Source organism: Chryseobacterium sp. (assembly GCF_029240215.1).
GTDB lineage: Bacteria > Bacteroidota > Bacteroidia > Flavobacteriales > Weeksellaceae > Chryseobacterium.
Genome location: NZ_JARBTK010000002.1, coordinates 296316 through 317100, shown reverse-complemented (window position 1 = coordinate 317100; position 20785 = coordinate 296316). Strand labels below are relative to the sequence as shown.

The following is a 20785-nucleotide window of genomic DNA, read 5'->3' as shown; positions in this document are numbered from 1 at the left end:
TTACAAACTTAACGGAATTCCTGCATAGAAATTCAATAATTTTAGGCTGAATAGATAATTATATTTTGCCTGTTCTACCGAACCTTGCGCATTTGCGTAATTGTTTCGGGCAATATTCAGATCATAAATTGTTCCTCTTCCCGCAGCATAGCTTTTATCCGCAAATTCCATTGCCAGTTTTGTGCTTTTTTCAGCTTGTACAGCAGAGAGATAAATTTCATAATTCGCATCAACATCAAACTGCGCTTTCTGAACATTTTGTTTTACAGCCTGTTTTTGTTGATCTAACGTATTTTTAGCAATGCTTTCATTGATTTTTGACTGCTCCACCTGAAGTTTAGTAATTCCTTTATTGAAAATCGGAATATTGACCGAAACTCCACCTTGCTGACCGAAATTATCTTTGTATTGACGGAAAAAATTGGGTTCGGTTGTGGCATTTCCAAACTGATCATATCCTGAAAAGCTTGTATTCAATAAATTATTATAAAAACTTCCGATTCCTACACTTGCTGTGATCGTTGGCCAAAATGCGGTGCGTGTAACTTCTGTTTGTGCTACAGCAGATTTTATTCTGCTCTCTGCTGCTTTTATTTGTGGTTGACTCTCATAAGCGGTGTTTAAAACCTCATCTACAGAAATCAATTGTGGACTCAGTTGCTCACCAATTTCTACATTTTCCACATCAAAATCTTTGTAATCCTGTAATTGTAAAAGCTGCGCCAATGCGAAAAGACTTCTTCCAACATTGATTTCAGCAGTTTTCAGGTTTTGCTTTTCTCTAGCCCACGCTGCTTCAGCTTCTGCAACAATCGTTTGAGCTGTAGTCCCAACTTCTGTGGTAATTTTTGCTCTGTCAAACTGTTTTTTTGCATTCTCAGTTGCACTTTGAGAAATCTTTACAATCTCTTTGTTGAGTAAAGTTGTCAGATATTGCTGGGCGATCTGAAGCGAAATATCGTTTTTTATGGTTTCAATATCATACTGACTTGCTTCAACATCAAACTGAGTTTTTCTGATTGTTTTTTCAAGTCTTCCGTTATTGTAAATTAAAATATCCGCAGAAAGGTTTGCATTATTGCTGAATCTGTCGTTTCTGATACTTCCTGTTCCCAAAGAAGCCTGCCCGAAACTCACACTGTTTCCTATATTTGCAGATACAGAAGGAAGATAATTTTTTTGAGCAATTTTAAGATTGACATCCTGAATTTGTTTTGAATATTGATTTTGAATCACCTGAAGATTATGCTCTACTGCGTAGTCTACGCATTCCCTCAAAGACCATTTTTTCTGAGCACTTAAACCAAGACCAGATAATCCTAAAATAATCATCAAAACTTTTTTCATTATAGCTTTTTCTCCATTAGACGTTGAGATTTCAAAAAAGTTACAATTTTGAAAAATTATTGTTTCATTTTAATGAAAGTTTTGGGAATTTTGCATCATGACAAACGAAGAATATCAGGAAGCTGTAGAATGGCTTTTCGTTCAGGCTCCGAATTATCAGATTGACGGTGAAAAAGCCTATAAACCGGGTCTTGATAACATTATAAAACTCTGTGAATTATTTGGCAATCCGCAGGAAAAAATAAAATGCATTCATATTGGTGGAACCAACGGAAAAGGTTCAACAAGCAATATGCTGGCTTCTGTTTTACAAGAATCAGGTTACAGGATTGGTTTGTACAACTCTCCGCATTTGATTGATTTTACAGAACGAATCAAAATCAATGGAGAAAACTGTGATAAAGAATTTGTTTTTCAGTTTATTCAAAAGCTTAAAACACTTCCAGAAAATATTTTGCCTTCTTTCTTTGAATTTACAACCATTATGGCATTTGAATATTTTTATCAGAAAAAAGTAGACTTTGCCATTATAGAAGTCGGTTTGGGTGGAAGATTAGATTCTACAAATATTATTAAACCCTTAGTTTCTGCGATTACAAATGTGCAACTTGATCATCAGAATATTTTAGGAAATACACTTGAAGAAATTGCTTTTGAGAAAGCAGGAATTATCAAATCGAATGTTCCTATAATTTCCGGCGATGACAATGAAGTGGTCAAAAACCTTCTCAAAGAGAAAGCAGCTAAAGAAAACACTCAATTTGTTGATGCGGCTTTGATAAAATCAGATTTAAAATCAGATTTAAAAGGAAATTATCAGGAGAAAAATATAAGAGTTGTTCTGGCACTGGTTGAAGAATTAAAAAAATTAAATCTAAATATTTCTGATGAAAATGTAAAAAAAGGCTTATTAAACACTCATAAAAACACGGGGTTTATCGGTCGTTGGTTTGAATTTTCACAAAATCCTTTGACGATTTGTGACACAGCACACAATCAGGCCGGCTTAGAATATGTTTTTTCTCAATTAAATTCTATTCCCAAACATAAACATATAGTCTTAGGTTTTGTTAATGACAAAAAAATTGACGAAGTTATGGCTCTGCTTCCTGAAAATTCTGAGTTTTATTTTGCAAAACCCATTACTAACAGAGGTCGTCATCCTAATGAATATGAAGATTTGTTGCTAAAAGCAAAAATTATTTATAAAATTTTCGACTCGGTACAAGAGGCATATCTTTCTGCAAAACAACATGCTACACAAGAAGAAATGATTTTTATTGGCGGAAGTAACTTTGTAGTCGGAGAATTTTTAGAAAAAAACTTGACTGATAAAGAATAAGTGTGTATATTTGCACCACTCAAAACGAGAAATCGTCTAGGGCTCTTAGCTCAGTTGGTTCAGAGCATCTGGTTTACACCCAGAGGGTCGGGGGTTCGAATCCCTCAGGGCCCACAAAGGTTTACTGAAACCTTTCAAAAAAATTCAGGGCTCTTAGCTCAGTTGGTTCAGAGCATCTGGTTTACACCCAGAGGGTCGGGGGTTCGAATCCCTCAGGGCCCACAAAAACTCTCAGATTATTCTGAGAGTTTTTTATTTTATGCCTATTCATGAGAGTTTACAGAAATTTTTGTGAAAACTCTTAAAAATATTATTTCATTTTTCTAAGAAGCAAACCAAGTTTATATAAATCAAGATTTCTTAGATTGGGATGACCCGAAAGAAGGTTTCTCTTTATTCTTTTCTCAAGAAAATTAAAAAAAGACAAAAATACCAATTCCAAATGCTTTTTTTGTAGAAAAGTGTAAGCCTTCACTAGTTTAATCTCAGAAATTTTATCCCTTAAAGAATCCATTTTAAGCATTTTTGTAAGACTTTCTACAGACTCCTCTACTTTTGATAGGTAAACCTCATTACTTTCCAGATCATTATTGAAAATAGGATTATCTATATGGTGAATTTTAATATGTTCAGATTTCAAATCCATTGCAAAAAGCAAATCTTCATACCCGTAGTTTTCAAATTCAGGATTAAATTTTATCTTATTGAGAACTTCTTTTTTGATAATAAAATTATTAGTCTGAAAAGAAAGATAGGGTTTATCATTTCGCATCACAACGGGCAAATTTTCTCGTTCTACGGCAAATTTCCATCTCAGGATATGCTTTTTGTCAGCAATATTTTTTGAGACTGTTCTTCCACCGTACAGAACGTCAGTTTTTTTGGTTTGTCGCAGAAATTCAATATAAATTTTAAGAAAATTAGGATTGGTAATCTTTCCATCGCAATCCAAGAAAAGCAGATAGTCTCCTTTTATATATTGTAGAAATAAATTCCGGATTTTAGATCTTCCAATATTTTTTTCGAGGAAAATAAAATATTTTACTTCGCTTTGAAGTCTGCCATTAATGGTTTTAAATCGATCATTTGAAGCATCATCAATCAAAATAATTTCTGCATCTATATCGTTTTTTTCTATTTCTTTTTTGATATCGTCAACAAGTTCCCGAGCATCAAAATTAAAAACAGGAATACATATAGAAAGTTTCATTCATTTTAAATTTTATCGATGATTTTCTGTACGCTGATTTCTTCCAGGCAAGCCCAATCACCACGATAACATTCTTTGTCGCCAAAAACAGAGCAAGGTCTGCAGGTAAGATCATTGATCTGAACAACGTCATTTTCGCTTTGCCCAAATCCTAAAAATCCTGCATAAGGATGAGTAGAACCCCAAATGGAAACACAACGAGTCCCTACAATACTGGCTAAATGCATGTTAGCTGAATCCATCGAAATCATTATTTCAAGCTGAGCAATTCTGTCCAACTCTTCTGAGAGATTAAGTTTTCCGGCTAAACTTTTGGTATTCGGAATCTGTTTTTCCCAACTTTCCAGGGTTTCTGTTTCATTTTTTCCGCCGCCAAAAAAGTACACGGTATGTTTTTCGGCTAAAATTTTTGCAAGCTCAAATGATTTTTCCAAAGGAAGCATTTTTCCTTTATGCTGTGCAAACGGAGCAAAACCAATTCCTGATTTTTCTTTATAAATAGGTCTTAACTGATGAGAAAGTTCAACCTTAAAACCCATTTCACGAAAAACATCTGCATAACGTTCTACCGTTCGTTTCAGTTGTACTTTATCTAAATTCCAGACATCCGTAAGCTCTTCTTTTTCTTCTTTGCCTTTATTGATTTTAAAAACCTTTAACCCTTTTCTGACATAAATTTTATCTAAAATCTTAGATCGGATAACATCATGAAGATCAGCAACATAATCTGGTTTAAATTCAACAAGAAGTTCTTTTGCCAGTTTTCTGATTCCTAAAAAACCTTTATAGTCATCAAGATCGATTCCTTTAAAGGTAACTCCCGGAAGATCAGCAAATAAGTCTTCAAAATTATTACGGGTAACCATTACGATTTCAACGTTCGGATTTTGCTCCAGAAACTCACGAAAAACAGGCATTGTCATTGCAACATCACCAAAAGCGGAAAAACGGTATGCTAAAATTCTGATCACGTTTACGATTTCAGTTGATACGCAACAGCATAAAATTTGATCTGTTTGGTCATTGCCATCAACCCGTTTGCTCTGGAAGGTGACAAAAATTCCTGTAATCCGATTTCGGAGATAAATTCAAAATCAGAATCCAGAATTTCCTGGGTAGAATGACCGCTATAGATACTTACCAGTAAAGAAACGATTCCTTTCGGTAGAATTCCGTCAGAATCTGCATTGAAAAACAGTTTTCCATCTTTAAATTCAGCATCAATCCACACTTTACTCTGACAACCTTTGATAAGATTGTCATCAGTTTTCTTTTCGTCCGGAAGACCTTTCAGTTCTTTACCCAGATCAATGATATATTCATATTTCTGCTCCCAGTCTTCAAGAAAAGCAAATTCGTCAATTATTTCCTGCTGATTTTCTTTAATGGTCATTTTTCTATACTTTCTTTTGGCAAAGATAACCAATTTAAAAAAGATAATTTAAAACTGATTTAATATGAAAATTGATTTATTATAAGAAACATAAAAAGTTTGTCATCCCGTAGGGATCTAGACACAAATCTTTCCATTCTATTTCCTAATACTCCACCTAGTGTACCTACGAATTGACAAATTTCTTTGAAATTATTCTAAGAAACAAAGAAATAACAAAAATCAAAGAGAAGCTCTTTCAAAAACCTCCAACAGTTTCACTTCTTCATTTTCCCAACAAAGAATTTCGGAAGCTTTCTCCAATTCAGATTGATAATTTTTTCTTCCTTTATTTAAAACTAAACTGATCGCTTTAGCAATGTTTTCAGGTTGGTGATTTTCTATAATTTCACCAATATTAAATTGTCTTTTAATATTAGTCATTTCAGGAAGAGGAGATAAAATTAAAGGAACTCGTGCCTGAATGCAGTCTAAAACTTTATTCGGAAGTGAAAATTCATAACTTTTGCCGCCATTTTCCTCGATGCTCATTCCCAAATCTGCAGCTAAAGTAATTTTCCTTAAATCTTCTGGAAGCAATTTGCCTAAAAACTGAATTTTATGCTGCAGATTTTCCTTTAGAACTAAATCTTCATACTCCTTTTTTCTCGGTCCGTCTCCGGCAATTTTAAAAATAACATTTTCAAGATGGTGCATTGCCAAAATGGCTTTATCAATTCCCCGAAAAGGATTGATTGCACCTTGATATAAAAGTATTTTCGGATTGTTGTTCGGAATTTCAAATGAAAAATTAATCTTTTTAGGAGCATTTTGAATGACAATAGGTTTAATTCCATATTTATTATTAAACCATTTTGCATAACTTCCGCTTGCTGTAATCATGAATTTCAGATTCGGAACAATTTTATTTTGCAGATAACGCCATAATTTCTGAGACATTTTACCTTGAACAGCAGGCATTTCCGAAAAAATTTCATGACTGTCGAATACAAGAGGAATATTTAATTTTTTAGACAGAAGATAATTTGGCAGTAAAGCATCGAGATCATTGGCGTGAAGAATGGTATTTTCGTCAGCTTTTTTCTTTAGCTCATGATACAACTTCCAGTTAAATTCAAAATAAGCAGTCTTTAAAGTTTTAGAAATAAGGTTTATTCTTGAAAACTGATAAGGGCGCTGCATTTGCTCTTCGCCACCCCAATTGTTTCCAATCAATTCAATTTCATAGCCGTTTTCGTGTAATGTTCTGCATACTTTCTCGATTCTCTGATCGGTGTAAAGATTGCTGAATGCTGAAGTAAGGACTTTTTTTCGCTTCATTACTTTTTCTTTGCAGTCAGTAAATGATAAACCTGTACAAAACAGATGATTGCGTTTGGAATAATGACCGGCCAAAGCATTCCGCTGAAAATTCCATAGATGACAAAACAGATGCATCCTACCAAATTGACAATTCTGATTTTGGTTAAATCTTTAAGTATAAAACTCAAAACGATGAAAACTGAAGCGGCATAACCGATGTAATTTGTAATTTCGGAACTCATTTTGAAATTTTGAGGATAACAAACATAGTCATTTTCAGTAAGATAAAAAACTTTTTTCTGCCATAAAGTCATTAATTGATATTTGGTAAAATATTTGTAATTTAGATTAAGAATAAACGATAAATGTTGTCGTTATTCCAATTTGAGATACAATATTATGGATTATAAGTTTTCACAAGGTTTGAGCCAAGTGTTCAAACAAAGCAAAAATGAAGCTAAGCGGCTGAAAAGTGAATTTCTTAATACAGAACATCTACTTTTAGGTATTATAAAAACAGAAAACTCTGCAAAAGAAATCCTTCAAGGGCTGAATGCCGATTTAACACAAATCAGAAGAAAAATTGAAACTTTAAATACAGCAAGTCTAAATCCTATTTCTGAGGAGGTTACCAATATTTCTTTCACCAAAATGGCAGATCATTCCATTAAACGTGCAGAATTAGAATGCAGACAATACAAAAGCAACGAGATCAATACCGTTCACCTGCTTTTAGGCATTCTATACAAATATGAAGATCCTACTTCAAATATTTTAGGAGCTTACGACATTGATTATGAAGGAGTTTCAAAAGAGTACCAGACAATGCTGAAAAATTCCGGACAAGCTCCACAAAACTCGGCTTACGATGATGATGATGACAGAGAAGAATTTGAGCAGATGAGAAAGCCTACAGGAAATCTGGGTTCTGCAAAAAGTAAGACTCCAACTTTGGATAACTTTGGTAGAGACTTGACTTCTTTGGCAAGAGATGGGAAATTGGACCCTGTAATCGGTCGTGAGAAAGAAATCGAAAGAGTTTCTCAGATCTTATCAAGAAGAAAGAAAAACAATCCGTTGTTGATTGGTGAGCCTGGAGTTGGTAAATCTGCCATCGCTGAAGGTTTGGCTTTAAGAATTCAACAGAAAAAAGTTTCAAGAGTTCTTTTTGGTAAAAGAGTGATCACTTTAGATTTGGCGAGTTTAGTTGCCGGAACAAAATACCGTGGTCAGTTTGAGGAAAGAATGAAAGCGATCATGACGGAACTTGAAAAGAACCGTGACGTAATTTTATTTATTGATGAGCTGCACACGATTGTTGGCGCAGGAAGTTCTACAGGAAGTTTGGATGCATCCAATATGTTTAAGCCGGCTTTAGCAAGAGGTGAAATTCAATGTATTGGTGCTACTACTTTAGATGAATATCGTCAGTATATCGAAAAAGATGGTGCTTTAGAAAGAAGATTCCAAAAAGTAATGGTAGAACCTACCAATATTGAGGAAACTATTCAGATTTTAAATCAGATCAAAGATAAATATGAAGAACACCACAATGTTGTTTATACTGAAGAAGCAATTTTAGCTTGTGTCAATTTGACATCAAGATATATTACAGACCGATTTTTACCGGACAAGGCGATTGATGCAATGGACGAAGCGGGATCTCGTGTTTATATTAAAAACATGAAGGTTCCCACCGAAATCATTGATTTTGAAAAGAAAATTGAAGACATCAAAGAACTGAAGCAGAAAGCTGTAAAAGCTCAGGATTATCTGGAAGCAAGAAAGCTGAAAGACGAAGAAGAGCGTTTGCAGATGGAATTAAATTCTGCTCAGGATCAATGGGATAAAGATGTCAAAGAGAAGAAAGAAACAGTATCTGAAGAAAGTGTTGCTGAAGTAGTATCCATGATGAGCGGCGTTCCTGTAACGAAAGTTGGTAAGAACGAGCTGGATAAATTAGCTGGAATGGATACTAACCTTAATGGAAAAGTAATCGGTCAGGAAGATGCTGTAAAAAAAGTAGTGAAGGCTATCCAAAGAAACAGAGCAGGATTGAAAGATCCGAACAGACCGATTGGAACATTCATCTTCTTAGGAACAACGGGTGTTGGTAAAACTGAGCTGGCTAAAGTTATGGCAAGAGAACTCTTTGATTCTGACGAAGCATTGATCAGAATTGACATGAGTGAATATATGGAGAAATTCGCTGTTTCCAGATTGGTTGGTGCTCCTCCGGGATACGTTGGATATGAAGAAGGCGGACAATTAACTGAGGCGGTAAGAAGAAAACCTTATGCAGTCGTTCTTTTAGATGAAATTGAAAAAGCGCATCCGGATGTATTCAATATCTTGTTACAAATCTTAGATGAAGGTCACGTTACCGACAGCTTAGGAAGAAAAATTGATTTTAGAAATACAATTATCATCCTTACTTCAAACATCGGAACCAGAGATATTAAAGACTTCGGTGATGGTGTAGGATTTGGAACCAATGCTAAGAAAACGAATTCAGATTCTAGAACGAGAAGTACCATTGAAAACGCTCTTAAAAAAGCATTTGCTCCGGAATTCTTAAACAGAATTGATGATATTGTGATCTTCAACTCTCTTGAGAGAAATGATATTTCAAGAATTATCGATATCGAATTAGGAAAACTGTATTCAAGACTTGAGAAACTAGGTTATAAAGTAGATTTAACTACTGAAGCCAAAGATTTCATCTCTGAAAAAGGTTGGGATAAAGATTTTGGTGCAAGACCATTGAAAAGAGCAATCCAGAAGTATATTGAAGATTTATTGGCAGAAATGTTGGTAAACAAACAATTAACTGAAGGTGAAACGGTAACTTTAGATTTAAATGAAGCTATAGACGGTTTAGAAGGAAAAACACAGAAGACTAAAAAGTCGGCTGAAAAATCCTCTTAATATCAATTTTAATAAATAATGAAGCATCGGGAATTTCCCGATGCTTTTTTTATTTTTATGGGGAAATCTAAAGTCCCACTACAAAACCCACACTCGGAATTAATCCACCCGAAAAAATACTGCTGTTTTCTTTATATAAAACATTGTACATCAATCCGATTTGCATGAAGGAATTATTGCCAATTTGCTGCATATAACCTCCTCCTAAATAAAGAGCGGTCTCTTGCTGATTATCTTTAAAGTCATAAAATTTATCTTCATAATTAACGAAGAAATGCTGGAGATTTCCACTAACATAAAACGATCTCGCAAAATAATAATTGACAAACGGTCCGAAACCAAACATCGTAGATTTATAAAAATCGGAGGTCTGCCAAGAAACACTTCCAATCAAACCAGCCTCTAAGTCATCTGTAAGTCTGTACCCTACTCTTGGGGCAACCTGAAGGTTAAAATAAGAATTACTACCGAAACCAACACCAATTCCGCCACCGAAAGTCCACCTTTTTGTCTCAGAAGAAGGAGTTCCTACAGAAACCTGAGAGAATGACAATCCGGAAATCAGGATGAATGAAGAAAGAAATAGTTTTTTCATATTAAATATTTTTTGATGAAATGTAATTTTCGTTTTTATGATACTATCGTTTTTATCAATGCATAAAATTATCATTTTTTTTGTGAATAGGATTATCGTAATTTTGTCGCTCAACTAAGAACTCCCGTTAAGAGTTTCGTAAAATTGAATAAATGAAAGTAGTAGTAGGCCTCTCCGGAGGTGTAGATTCAAGTGTTACAGCGTATTTGCTGCAACAACAAGGGCACGAAGTTGTGGCTCTTTTTATGAGAAACTGGAATGATGCATCGGTAACATTGGAAGATGAATGTCCATGGATTGAGGACAGCAATGATGCCTTAATGGTTGCCCAAAAATTGGGAATTCCGTTTCAGGTGATTGACATGAGCGAACTTTACAAAGAAAGAATCGTTGATTATATGTTCGATGAATATCAAAGAGGAAGAACTCCAAACCCTGATGTTTTGTGCAACAGAGAAGTGAAATTTGATGTTTTTATGAAAACAGCAATGTCTTTGGGTGCAGATAAAGTTGCTACGGGACATTATGCTCAGGTAAATTCAACATTTGACGAAAACGGAACGGAAATCTTCCATCTTTTGGCCGGAAAAGATAACAATAAAGATCAATCTTATTTTCTGTGTCAGTTAAATCAGGATCAGCTTTCAAAAGCTTTATTTCCGATTGGAGAACTGACAAAACCGCAGGTAAGAGAAATTGCAAAAGAAATTGGTTTGGTTACTGCTGATAAAAAAGATTCTCAGGGATTGTGTTTCATCGGAAAAGTAAGTTTACCTCAGTTTTTACAACAGCAATTGGTTCCGAAAGAAGGTGAAATTGTAGAAATTTTCAAAGATTCGCCTTTGTTTTCTCAGGAAACACCAATTTTTTCATCAAAAGAAGAAGAATTGGAATATTTAGCTAAAAAAATAGATTATAAAAAGTCTGACGGAAAAGTAATTGGTAAACATCAAGGAGCCCAATTTTTCACAATCGGACAAAGTAAAGGTTTAGGAATCGGTGGTCATAAAGAAAGTTGTTTTATCGTCTCAAGAGACATGGAAAACAACATTATTTTTGTCGGTGAAAGCCACAGTTTCCCCGGATTGCATAAAAAAGCTTTAAAAATTGATAACTCTGAATTGCATTGGGTGCGTGAAGATTTAAGATTGAAAAACGGAGAATCGATGGAAGTAATGGCGAGATTCCGTTACAGACAGGAACTTCAGAAAGCGACAATTTATCAGTTTGAAAATTGTTTTTTTGTGGAATTTGAAGAGCCTCAGTCTGCGATTGCTGAAGGGCAGTTTGCGGCTTGGTATATTGATGATGAACTTTTAGGAAGCGGAGTTATTTCGTAAATATATATTAAAAGACCTTTTCTGAAGGTCTTTTTTCTTTCAGAATTTCATTAAACTAAAGGAATGTCCTTCTTTAATCATACCGCTAAAATCAGCAGTCATTTTGTCATTCCGTAGGAATCTTAACTATATTGTTATCAGTGTGTTGAGATTCCTACGGAATGACAAACATACTGTTAAAAACTTAGTTGTTACTAATTACGAACATTCATATTAAATTATATCTGCTGTTACCGTTTCTTGCGATTCGGTATTAATGTGCGCTACAGAAGTATTCCCGATAATTTCTTTTCTATGTTTGATGCCCCAATCTGTCAGATTATTGATGATCGTTTGCAGAGATTTTCCGTGCTTTGTAAGTTCGTACTGAACCGTTATTGGCTGAGTATCCAAAACTGTTCTTTTAATCAGTTTATTGATTTCCAATTCTTTTAATTCTTTACTCAACATTTTGTTGGAAATCCCGACTACGTCATTTAAAATGTCTGAAAATCTTCTTTTATTGTAGTAACAAATCGATGAAATAATCGCTATTTTCCACTTCCCGCTCAATACATCCATTGAGTCCTGAACAGCCATCATTTCCTTCTTATGTTCTTCTTTTTTAAGGGGTTTGCAATTCATATAGGTTACTTTTTTGTTACCGTGTTACTCCATGGTTACAGTTACTTTTCGTTACAAAGTTACCAAAATAAATTTTAATGTAATAATTTTGCTCAAGTTTTTAAATATATAAAACAATGAGTAAATTAGAAAATAAAGTTGCCGTAATTACAGGCGCTTCAAAAGGAATAGGAGCATCAATCGCAAAATATTTTGCAGCAGAAGGTGCTAAAGTTGTAGTCAATTATGCATCAAGTAAAGAAGATGCGGAAAAAGTTGTAAAAACTATTACCGATAATGGTGGAACAGCAATCGCAGTACAGGGAGATGTATCAAAACAAGAAGATGTAATCAGACTGTTTGATGAAACAAAAAATGCTTTCGGAACATTGGATATTCTGGTCAACAATGCAGGAATTTACAACTACGAACCTATCGAACAGGTATCGGCAGAAACATTTCATCAGCAATTCAACATCAATGTTTTAGGATCAATTTTCGCCATTCAATCGGCCTTAAAAATGTTTGGTGAGAAAGGCGGAAATATCATTAACGTTAGTTCAGGAGCAAGCAGATCTCCGTTGCCAACAGGTTCTGTATATTCTGCAACAAAAACGGCATTAGATGCAATTACCGTAGCTCTATCTAAAGAGTTTTCGGGAAGAAATATTCGTATCAATTCAATCTTACCAGGTGTTGTAGAGACAGAAGGTTCTCATGCTGCAGGATTCATTGGTAGTGAGTTTGAAGCAAAACTAATTTCAACCACACCTCTCGGAAGAACAGGACAACCAGAAGATATCGCAAAAGCAGCTGTATTTCTCGCTTCCGACGACGCAGGATGGGTTAATGGTGAACAGATTGCCGTTTCCGGAGGAATTTATGGCTTTTAAAAATTTAAATTAAATGAGTAAGTTAAAAAATAAAGTAGCCGTCGTTACAGGCGGAAACAGCGGTATCGGATTCGGTATTGCAGAAGCGTTTAAAAAAGAAGGCGCAGTGGGTGCAATTACAGGAAGAAACGAAGCAACTCTGAAAGATTCTTTGAACGAATTAGGAGAAGATTTTATTGCCGTTAAGGGTGATGTCACAAATCTTAATGATCTGGAAAATATCTTTATGAAAACGGCTGATAAATTTGGAAAGATTGATGTATTGGTTGTGAATGCAGGTGGTATTGTTGATGGTGTTGCGATGGGAACAGTAGATAATGTAACTGAAGAAAGCTATGACAAATACATGGATCTCAATCTGAAAAGTGCTTATTTTTCTGTACAAAAATCACTTCCATACCTAAATGATGGAGCGTCAATCATTCTTATCGGATCGAGTGCAGCTCATCGTGCCGCACCAGGAATGGCAATTTACGGAGCAGCAAAAGCAGCGATTATTTCGTTGGCAAAAGGTTTGTCGTTGGATTTATTATCAAGAAAAATTAGAGTGAACGCACTTTCACCGGGTTCTATCGATACGCCGGTTTTTGGAAAACTTGTCTCACAGGAACAAGTGGATCAGGTAAAGCAAATGTGGATAGATATTACACCTGTCGGAAGACAAGGACTTCCTTCTGATATTGGTAATGCCGCAGTATTTTTGGCATCTGATGAATCTTCTTTTATTGTAGGTACTGAAATTCTTTCCGATGGAGGTCTTACGAATATCAGTTTGATGAATTAGTTTATCTTCATTATTCAAAATTTACAGTTTGGAAATATATTTTTCCGGGCTTTTTGTTTTCTTGTAACAAATTTTGGTTTGTCATACTTACTTAATAAATAACAACAAAAATTATTAATTATGAAAACTACCTTAAAAAATCAGTATGCTCAAACCAATCAGATTTTGATCTTCTTAGTGTCTTTTGTTTTCGGATATAATGTGTATAATGCAATTGTACATCCAGAGAAATCTCACCTTTTTCTAAGTTTTATTTTATTGGCAATTACGATCTATACCTGTAAAAAATATGGTTATAAAACAAAACATGAGAAAGAAGAAAACAATTAATCAAAAATAATCCCGAAGCATCTTTGTTTCGGGTTTTGTTTTGTTAAAAACTAAAATGATTTAATTAAACTTTTTATTGAATTGAAATGATTTAACAATGGTAATTACAGTAATTTCTATAATTAAAATCATTATTAAATATCCAACAGGTTTTCCTAAATACAAACCTCTGATCAGCTTGATTAAACCTAAAATAAATATTGAAATGAGAAAATAAAAAGTTGTTTTAGAAACAGATTCTTTGAAGAATTTCAGGATAGGAATCGAGAGATAAATTCCCGTTAAAAGAATCAGATAATACCTTAAAAAATCTGGACCTTTCAAAAAGATTGGATGGCAAGTGTTATGTTCCAGCATAAGCCAAATCATGCTTATGAAAACCGGGATTGAATGAATGATTATCTTTTTCATAACACTCTTTTTCAGCTTCCGCCACATCCACCACAACCGCCGCCGCAACCTGAGCCGCAACTGCTTCCGCCACTGCAGCTGCTTCCTCCACCGCCACAACTTCCACTGTCTGAATTACCATCATTTTTATTTTTCTTCTCTAGATCTGTGGAATTATTTTCTCCAAATAATGCTCCGGCAATTCCAAATACAAAAAATACTATTACTGCAATTATTCCGATGGTAATCATCGCAGAACCAGTTTCATTTGAGCAGGAATTGAGGAGAAAAAAAGCCAGAAGCAAGAGAAGAAATTTAAACCCGAAGTTCCAAAATGAAGATTTTTTATTGTGACATTTCCAAATTTCATCAGGAGCTTCTTGTTGGAAAATTTCTTTATAGTTTTCCAAAGTTTCCGAAAACCAGTTTTGATGTTTGCTGTTTTCTTCAAAACCTCCCTTTGAAGGATGATGATGCAAATTCATTTTCAAAACATTCGGGCAAAAATCTTCCCAATAATTCTGAGTATAAATCAGATGCATATGCCAAACTTTATCAACAATTTCGCTCGGCGAAGCTCCGTTTGGCGAAATACAGCAGAGATAAACAAACTTTTTATACTCTTCAATAGCTCTTTGAGTAAATTCCGAACTCCAATTTTCTTCTTTTGCGAGCTTTTTAGAGAAAGGAAATGATGCATTCTGAGCATCCAATGAAAATTCCTGAATTCTTTGCCAAAGATTTTCATTTCTTAATACAATTTCTGTTTTCATTTGTTTTGTATTTTAAATTTTTCTATTCAAATTTCTATTGATTTGAAAATATAAAAGTCCTGCAAACATCTTTTTTAGAATTAAAAAAATCTTAAATTAGTCTTACAAAACAAACTCATGAAAAAAGAAGATATTTTACATCTCGAAAAATTGATGGATTTTCTGAGCCTTCATTTTTTGAAGAAAAATCATTGGGAAAATGTCACCAAAACTGAATGGTCTTACATTGTTGATGAACTCAACGAATTAATTGTGAATGACAATGAAGAAAAAAATATTAAGAAAAAAGCAGATGTTTTAGGAACAAATTACCTATATGAACATCTGATTATCAATAAATTAAAGAAATTTTATCAAAACGAAAATTCGATTCTGAGCAAGCCAAATCTTGCCAAACTCAGTCTTATTGTAAAAGTTTTGGGCTATTCGAATTATATTGATTTTATTAATTCAAATAGTGAAGTGTTCAATTTTAATGATCTTAAAATTGATATGAACAATACGAAGCAAAACACTTTGCTTTTGGATCGTTTGGTTGGATGTTGGTATTCTTACAACAGAAATTTACCGGATAATCCTCTTCAGGCAAAAGATGACAGAATCTGGCGTTCTGCAATGGAAATTTACAAATCTGAAACCTCAGGCGAATATTTTATCGAAAGAAGCGGCGGAGATCGTCACAAATATTTCGGGAAAGTAACGGCATATTCAGATTACGTTTTTATTATCATGAACAGCAATACCTTTATCCGCCAAAGACATTTTATCTCAAGAATAAAAGATATCAATGAGAAGATCAAAAATCCAGAATATAAGCTCTATGAATTGCATTTTATAAGTACTTGTATTAGTTTTAATCAGGAACCGATTGCTCTTTTCGAGATATTTCAGAAGGTAAGCGACAGAAGAGCTTTTGTTCCGGATTCTATCAGTTTTCCTATCGACAGCAGCGAAATTCCTCCTTCAATCATTAAACAACTTGAAGATACTGAAGCCAACAGAATTGCTTATAAATAAATAAAAACAGGTTGGTCTACATAATTTAACATTTGGTATATACAATACTTCCATTCGTCGATAACAGCCTTTTCATGATACTTTGAGGCACATCTATTGATTCTTTTAAAGCAAGAACAACAATAATTAATCTTAAAAATTTGTATTATGAAAAAGTTATTTTTAGTAGTCGGTTTAGTGATCGCATTTACTGCCAACGCACAACAAAGAAGAAATGATGTAAGAAACGATAAAACAGAATTTCACCAAAACAACAATGATTTCGGAGGTTTGAGACTAAGTCCGGATCAGCAGAGAAAAATCAATGCACTTTCAAGAGAAAGATTAAGCCAAAGAGAGTACGAAATGAGAATCAGAAAAATACTTTCTAAAGATCAATATGCAAAGTACACAAGATCTCAGCAAAAAGATTTTAAAAAAGACAAAAAAGTAGCATACAATGGTGGCTTCAGAAGATAGAAAATTCGTGAAGCTTTTATTTAAAAACCTCGAAAATATTTTTCGGGGTTTTTAGTTTCCAACCAACCAGTCTTTAAAATCTTTCACACGATCACGGCTTACTGTAATTTCTTCTGCAGGCTGAAAATTTAATTCAACCTTATAATTGGGCGAAGTGTGAATATTTTTGATGTAATCTGAATTGATGATAAACTGTCTGTTGACACGGAAAAATTTCTTTTCATCCAAAACATCTTCAAGCTCATCCAAAGTAAAATCTGACGGATAAGTTCGTTCGCTGGTTTGCAGATAAACAATTTTATTTTCACTAAAAAAGCAGCTCACTTCATGGGTCTGAACAATTTTTAAATTGTAACCGATTTTAACCAAAATTCTTGAAAGTGTGGTTTTATCTTTCTTGATCAACTGTTTAATTTCCTGTGAACTAACAGACTGATCAGAAGGTAAAAATGATTTATATTTTTCAATAGCTCCGGAAAGATCTTCGTCTAAAATAGGTTTTAATAAATAATCAATACTATTGAGTTTAAAAGCCTTCAAAGTATATTGATCAAAAGCAGTTGTATAAATAATAAAAGCCTTTGTCGGAATTTTCTCAAAAATATCGAACGATAAACCATCTCCCAAAACAATATCTGAAAATATCAATTGCGGATGATCATTATTGGCGAACCATTCCACTCCTTCTTCCACAGATTCTATCTTGGCAACAAGCTCAATTTCAGGAAATAAGCTTAACATTCTTTCAAGCTTTCTTGCTGCCGGTTTTTCGTCTTCTATAATGAGCGTTCTGATCATTGTTTTTTTAGTTTAAATCTGAAATAAAAATAAATAAATCTTTCTGGTTTTAAAAATTAATCGGCTTTTTAGTTTTTTTCAATTCATCCTCATAGATTCGGTTTTCCCATTCTTCATTCAGAATAAATAATTTTACTGCTTTTACAATTAAAATAATTCCCCAAATCGTCAGAATAATCGATCCGCTGAAAATAGATCTTTCAAAATCTCCTGTTCTGTAATAATTTCTGATTGCGATGATTGCCGCTACAATTCCGAACCAAAAAAGGTTTTTGTAGAATTTTTTTAGTTGCTGTACTCTTTCGTATGCCTGATTGTATTTCATGATAATTAGTTTAAAGTGAACAATTTAAATTAAAGTGATTTCGTATTTTTTCTTTCCTCTTCCATCAATTGCTGTATTTTTTTCTCTTCCCAATCTTTTCCGATTCCGAAAACATTGACAGCATGAGCAACAATTCCGATTCCCCAACCCAACATCGGCCAGTAAAACCACAACTCGCGTGGAGACGTTAACAGATTGATTACTAATAAAAATGGAATCACAAGGCAATATGAAGTAAGATTTCCATAAAACCCTTTCAGATCTTTTACTCTTTTTACGGCTTTTTCGTACGCTAAATTTTCTTTGTTGAATGATAAATTTTCCATGATATTTGATTTTTAAAATTTGATTTTGTCATTTTTCTTGAGTCAAATGTATGTAGGAAAACAGCCTCATTTCAACTTTATATAACCGAACCGTCAGTTTTGACGACTGAACAGCAAAAATCCCGACTCAACTGAAGCGGGATTTGGTTTTTTGATGAATTTAAAGATTTATTTATCTTTATCCATCAATTCTTTGATTTTCTTCTCTTCCCAATCTTTGCCAAGAATGAAAGTCGGCAGAAAAACGCTCAATCCGTGTGCTGCTAAACCAATTCCCCAAAAGAAAGGAAGGCTGACTAAATCCCAGTCCCAAAAAACCTCTCCTGGATCTCTATCGATTGCTTTTGAGGCAATGATGAAGATATTCACAAAAAAATATACAATCGTATGAATGTAAAAACCTTTGATTTTTTTCATTCTTTTCTCCGCTTCTCTGTAGCGAATATCTTGTTCTCTTTTATTTTCCATAGTTCTCTTTTTCTAAAATTTCTCTGATTTTCTTTTCTTCCCAACCTTTTCCAATGGTAAAAACACTCATTCCGTGCGCTGCAACTCCCATTCCCCAACCTAGGATTGGCCAGTAAAACCAATAACTATGCGGATTTGTAATTAAATTTAAAATCACCAGAAACGGAATGACAATACAGTAAGAAATAAGATTCCCATAGAAACCTTTGATCTCTTTTACACGTTTTTGAGCTCTTTCGTAAGCTTTATCCTCTGTATCAACAATGGTATTGACAATATTTGGTTTTTCGGAAAGAATGGGTAATTTCACTTTAAAATAATCTTCAGACTTTTCAATAAAAACATTCTTTTTCGTCAGTAAAGAATACCGCTGAACGATATTTGCCAAACCTATTCCTGCACTCTCTTTCATCTGTTCGCGAACCTGCAGATTGTTTTCAATACAAAGCGTATCGTTTTCTGAAAAAACTTTGATTAATAATGGTTTTGAAGAAGTTGCAAAATTATGTTTGATACAATTTTCCAAAAGCAATTGAAGTGAAAGCGGAACTACAAATCTTCGCATATCTTCTTTTTTGACATTAAATTCAAAATCTACGCTGTCTTCAAATCTTGTTTTCAATAATTGACAATACGTTTTCGCAAATTCAATCTCATCTTCCACAGTTACCAATTCTTTATCTTTCTGCTCCAAAACATACCTGTAAATCTTTGACATTGAGGCAGTAAACTTCTGAGCCTGGTTCGGATTTTCATCAATTAACGAACTCAGAACATTTAAAGAATTAAAAAGAAAATGCGGATCGAGTTGATTTTTAAGACTTTCAAACTGTGCATTGGCAGATTTAGCAATAAGCTTTTGCTCTACCACTTCTTTTCTGGAAGTTTTTTTAAGTTCTTCCATAAAACCTTTTGCATGAAGAAAAGTAGAGATCAGCAAAGCAATGTTGATCGTAAACCAATTGATGAAATTATATTTTCCAGAAAAATATTCTTCTGTAGAAGCCGACTTCTGAAAAACTACAAAATTCATATAGTTACAGAAATAAACCATGATGATATTGGCAATAAGAATCGAAACAATGCTGATTATCGCCCTTTTTGTCGTTGCTTCAGACCATGGAAATCGTTTATTTAAAAACTCATTGAGAATACCGTTTCCTGCACCCAAAATAAATGAATACATCAGTGAAACAACCAAAGAAAGCATAAAGTTCTCAATCGTTTTTTCATCAGTAAAAGCAAAAAAGAAGAACAATGAGGTTCCCATAGAGATCCACAGCAGGACGATTAAGTTTTTACGTTTCATAGTATTATTATTTTTAAAAATCCTTTATTCACTAAATCGCCGGGTGTATTTGTATTACAAACCATGATGGTTTCCTTATCAAATTTAATGATTCAAAGGCAGATGAAATTATCTTGCGAATATCATTTCTCAGGTTCAATCGTAAAAAGATAAACCTTCTCGGGAAGGTTTATCAAATTATTCTATTTCGGAGCCTGATTTATAAAATATTCAGCTTCAGATTTCCCCCAATTCGGATCAAGATCTGTTTTGGGCTTGTAAGAATTAAATTTCTCTAAAGCCTGTTTGAAAAGCTCAATCCCTTTCTCTTTACTTCCGCCATACTGTTCTGGTGTGAAATATACATCTTCAGCTTTGATCAACGCAATTCTTGGGTTATTGGGATCAAGTTTCTCTGCGGAGTTAAATTGCTCTGTTGCTTTTGTACCGTAAGTCATGTATCTTTCCATAGGATTGACCATCATTTTCAAAGAATAGATCATTTTTTGCAATAACTGAGTTTCAGCATTTTTGTCTACATTCTGGGCATCGTCAAGATATTTTTGCGCCTGGTCTGCAACCTCATCCAATCCCTGCACTTTGTTTTCTCTCATCAAAATTCTTCCCTTCTGAATGTAAGAAAATGCTGCATAGTAATTTGGTTGCCATTTTCCTTTTTCTTTATCAGCAATTCTCTGAAAGTCGTTGGCTAAGACCTGAAAATCTTCCGGTGTTTTACAAGTTTCGATTTTGCCAATTTTTTCTTTCATTACTTTTTCGTAAGTGCTCTGAGCAAAAGACAGTAAACTGAACAGAACTAAAGTAAAGCTTAAAATTTGTTTTCTCATTGTTTTAATATTAAAGGTTTATATTT

The 20785-nt window shown here is 33.9% G+C and carries 24 protein-coding genes and 2 tRNA genes; 10 read left to right on the top strand and 16 right to left on the bottom strand.

Going from position 1 to position 20785, the window contains the following annotated elements; all coding sequences use genetic code 11:
* Positions 1 to 1347, bottom strand: a complete 1347-nt coding sequence (locus K0R77_RS05465) for a TolC family protein (RefSeq protein WP_300349548.1) — start codon at positions 1345 to 1347, stop codon at positions 1 to 3.
* A gap of 97 nt (positions 1348 to 1444) precedes the next feature.
* On the opposite strand from K0R77_RS05465, the gene K0R77_RS05460 reads away from it, so the two are divergent.
* The 3 genes from K0R77_RS05460 to K0R77_RS05450 all read left to right on the top strand — a co-directional run bounded on the left by K0R77_RS05460 (position 1445) and on the right by K0R77_RS05450 (position 2911).
* Positions 1445 to 2689, top strand: coding sequence for a folylpolyglutamate synthase/dihydrofolate synthase family protein (locus K0R77_RS05460; protein WP_300349545.1), 1245 nt, complete (start codon positions 1445 to 1447; stop codon positions 2687 to 2689).
* A gap of 39 nt (positions 2690 to 2728) precedes the next feature.
* A tRNA-Val gene (locus K0R77_RS05455) sits at positions 2729 to 2803 on the top strand.
* Positions 2804 to 2836: 33 nt separating this feature from the next.
* A tRNA-Val gene (locus K0R77_RS05450) sits at positions 2837 to 2911 on the top strand.
* Between the two features lie 88 nt (positions 2912 to 2999).
* Here K0R77_RS05450 and K0R77_RS05445 read toward each other — a convergent pair.
* From K0R77_RS05445 to K0R77_RS05425, 5 genes are all read right to left on the bottom strand, one after another.
* Positions 3000 to 3899, bottom strand: coding sequence for a glycosyltransferase (locus K0R77_RS05445; RefSeq protein ID WP_300349543.1), 900 nt, complete (start codon positions 3897 to 3899; stop codon positions 3000 to 3002).
* Between the two features lie 5 nt (positions 3900 to 3904).
* Positions 3905 to 4867 carry a glycosyltransferase family 9 protein gene (locus tag K0R77_RS05440; protein ID WP_300350438.1) on the bottom strand — a complete coding sequence of 321 codons (963 nt, stop codon included), beginning with the start codon at positions 4865 to 4867 and terminating at the stop codon, positions 3905 to 3907.
* A 5-nt stretch (positions 4868 to 4872) separates the two neighbouring features.
* The gene (locus tag K0R77_RS05435; RefSeq protein ID WP_300349541.1) at positions 4873 to 5292 is read right to left on the bottom strand and encodes a SufE family protein; all 420 of its coding nucleotides are present in this window, start codon (positions 5290 to 5292) and stop codon (positions 4873 to 4875) included.
* Between the two features lie 222 nt (positions 5293 to 5514).
* A complete protein-coding gene (locus tag K0R77_RS05430) occupies positions 5515 to 6612 on the bottom strand; it encodes a glycosyltransferase (protein WP_300349538.1) in 1098 nt (365 codons plus the stop codon).
* Positions 6612 to 6836, bottom strand: a complete 225-nt coding sequence (locus tag K0R77_RS05425; protein WP_300349535.1) for a uroporphyrinogen decarboxylase — start codon at positions 6834 to 6836, stop codon at positions 6612 to 6614. The genes K0R77_RS05430 and K0R77_RS05425 overlap by 1 nt, the downstream gene beginning before the upstream one ends.
* 157 nt (positions 6837 to 6993) lie before the next feature.
* Between K0R77_RS05425 and K0R77_RS05420 the strand changes: the two genes are divergently transcribed.
* Positions 6994 to 9522: an ATP-dependent Clp protease ATP-binding subunit gene (locus K0R77_RS05420; RefSeq protein WP_300349530.1), complete on the top strand. Its 2529-nt coding sequence runs from the start codon at positions 6994 to 6996 to the stop codon at positions 9520 to 9522.
* Positions 9523 to 9589: 67 nt separating this feature from the next.
* Here the strand turns inward: K0R77_RS05420 and K0R77_RS05415 are convergent, their stop codons facing one another.
* Positions 9590 to 10117, bottom strand: coding sequence for a hypothetical protein (locus tag K0R77_RS05415; RefSeq protein ID WP_300349527.1), 528 nt, complete (start codon positions 10115 to 10117; stop codon positions 9590 to 9592).
* Positions 10118 to 10269: 152 nt separating this feature from the next.
* On the opposite strand from K0R77_RS05415, the gene mnmA reads away from it, so the two are divergent.
* The gene (gene mnmA, locus K0R77_RS05410) at positions 10270 to 11457 is read left to right on the top strand and encodes a tRNA 2-thiouridine(34) synthase MnmA (protein ID WP_300349524.1); all 1188 of its coding nucleotides are present in this window, start codon (positions 10270 to 10272) and stop codon (positions 11455 to 11457) included.
* 213 nt (positions 11458 to 11670) lie between these two features.
* On the opposite strand, the gene K0R77_RS05405 is transcribed toward mnmA, so the two are convergent.
* The gene (locus K0R77_RS05405; RefSeq protein WP_300349521.1) at positions 11671 to 12081 is read right to left on the bottom strand and encodes a helix-turn-helix domain-containing protein; all 411 of its coding nucleotides are present in this window, start codon (positions 12079 to 12081) and stop codon (positions 11671 to 11673) included.
* Between the two features lie 116 nt (positions 12082 to 12197).
* Here K0R77_RS05405 and K0R77_RS05400 point away from each other — a divergent pair, with 116 nt between their 5' ends.
* The 3 genes from K0R77_RS05400 to K0R77_RS05390 all read left to right on the top strand — a co-directional run bounded on the left by K0R77_RS05400 (position 12198) and on the right by K0R77_RS05390 (position 14067).
* Entirely contained in the window at positions 12198 to 12953 is a 756-nt protein-coding gene (locus K0R77_RS05400) for an SDR family NAD(P)-dependent oxidoreductase (RefSeq protein WP_300349519.1), read from the top strand.
* A 13-nt stretch (positions 12954 to 12966) separates the two neighbouring features.
* Complete coding sequence (locus K0R77_RS05395; RefSeq protein WP_300349517.1) at positions 12967 to 13737, top strand: SDR family oxidoreductase; 771 nt, start codon at positions 12967 to 12969, stop codon at positions 13735 to 13737.
* 120 nt (positions 13738 to 13857) lie between these two features.
* Positions 13858 to 14067: a hypothetical protein gene (locus tag K0R77_RS05390; protein WP_300349514.1), complete on the top strand. Its 210-nt coding sequence runs from the start codon at positions 13858 to 13860 to the stop codon at positions 14065 to 14067.
* Between the two features lie 60 nt (positions 14068 to 14127).
* Here the strand turns inward: K0R77_RS05390 and K0R77_RS05385 are convergent, their stop codons facing one another.
* The gene (locus tag K0R77_RS05385) at positions 14128 to 14478 is read right to left on the bottom strand and encodes a hypothetical protein (RefSeq protein ID WP_300349511.1); all 351 of its coding nucleotides are present in this window, start codon (positions 14476 to 14478) and stop codon (positions 14128 to 14130) included.
* Positions 14479 to 14489: 11 nt separating this feature from the next.
* Entirely contained in the window at positions 14490 to 15230 is a 741-nt protein-coding gene (locus tag K0R77_RS05380; protein WP_300349508.1) for a hypothetical protein, read from the bottom strand.
* A 117-nt stretch (positions 15231 to 15347) separates the two neighbouring features.
* On the opposite strand from K0R77_RS05380, the gene K0R77_RS05375 reads away from it, so the two are divergent.
* Positions 15348 to 16247 (top strand): hypothetical protein, encoded by a 900-nt coding sequence (locus K0R77_RS05375; protein ID WP_300349505.1) that lies wholly within the window; start codon positions 15348 to 15350, stop codon positions 16245 to 16247.
* Positions 16248 to 16394: 147 nt separating this feature from the next.
* On the top strand, positions 16395 to 16706 hold the full coding sequence (locus K0R77_RS05370; RefSeq protein WP_300349502.1) for a hypothetical protein: 312 nt from the start codon (positions 16395 to 16397) through the stop codon (positions 16704 to 16706).
* A 51-nt stretch (positions 16707 to 16757) separates the two neighbouring features.
* Here K0R77_RS05370 and K0R77_RS05365 read toward each other — a convergent pair whose 3' ends face one another.
* From K0R77_RS05365 to K0R77_RS05340, 6 genes are all read right to left on the bottom strand, one after another.
* Positions 16758 to 17504 (bottom strand): LytTR family DNA-binding domain-containing protein, encoded by a 747-nt coding sequence (locus K0R77_RS05365; RefSeq protein WP_300349499.1) that lies wholly within the window; start codon positions 17502 to 17504, stop codon positions 16758 to 16760.
* Positions 17505 to 17553: 49 nt separating this feature from the next.
* Entirely contained in the window at positions 17554 to 17829 is a 276-nt protein-coding gene (locus tag K0R77_RS05360) for a 2TM domain-containing protein (protein ID WP_300349496.1), read from the bottom strand.
* Positions 17830 to 17858: 29 nt separating this feature from the next.
* Positions 17859 to 18155: a 2TM domain-containing protein gene (locus tag K0R77_RS05355; RefSeq protein ID WP_300349493.1), complete on the bottom strand. Its 297-nt coding sequence runs from the start codon at positions 18153 to 18155 to the stop codon at positions 17859 to 17861.
* A 168-nt stretch (positions 18156 to 18323) separates the two neighbouring features.
* Positions 18324 to 18623, bottom strand: a complete 300-nt coding sequence (locus K0R77_RS05350) for a 2TM domain-containing protein (protein WP_300349490.1) — start codon at positions 18621 to 18623, stop codon at positions 18324 to 18326.
* Positions 18613 to 19932 (bottom strand): 2TM domain-containing protein, encoded by a 1320-nt coding sequence (locus K0R77_RS05345; RefSeq protein ID WP_300349488.1) that lies wholly within the window; start codon positions 19930 to 19932, stop codon positions 18613 to 18615. Before K0R77_RS05345 ends, K0R77_RS05350 begins: the two co-directional genes overlap by 11 nt.
* Positions 19933 to 20114: 182 nt before the next feature.
* Positions 20115 to 20759 carry a hypothetical protein gene (locus K0R77_RS05340; protein WP_300349486.1) on the bottom strand — a complete coding sequence of 215 codons (645 nt, stop codon included), beginning with the start codon at positions 20757 to 20759 and terminating at the stop codon, positions 20115 to 20117.
* Between the last annotated feature and the right edge of the window lie 26 nt (positions 20760 to 20785).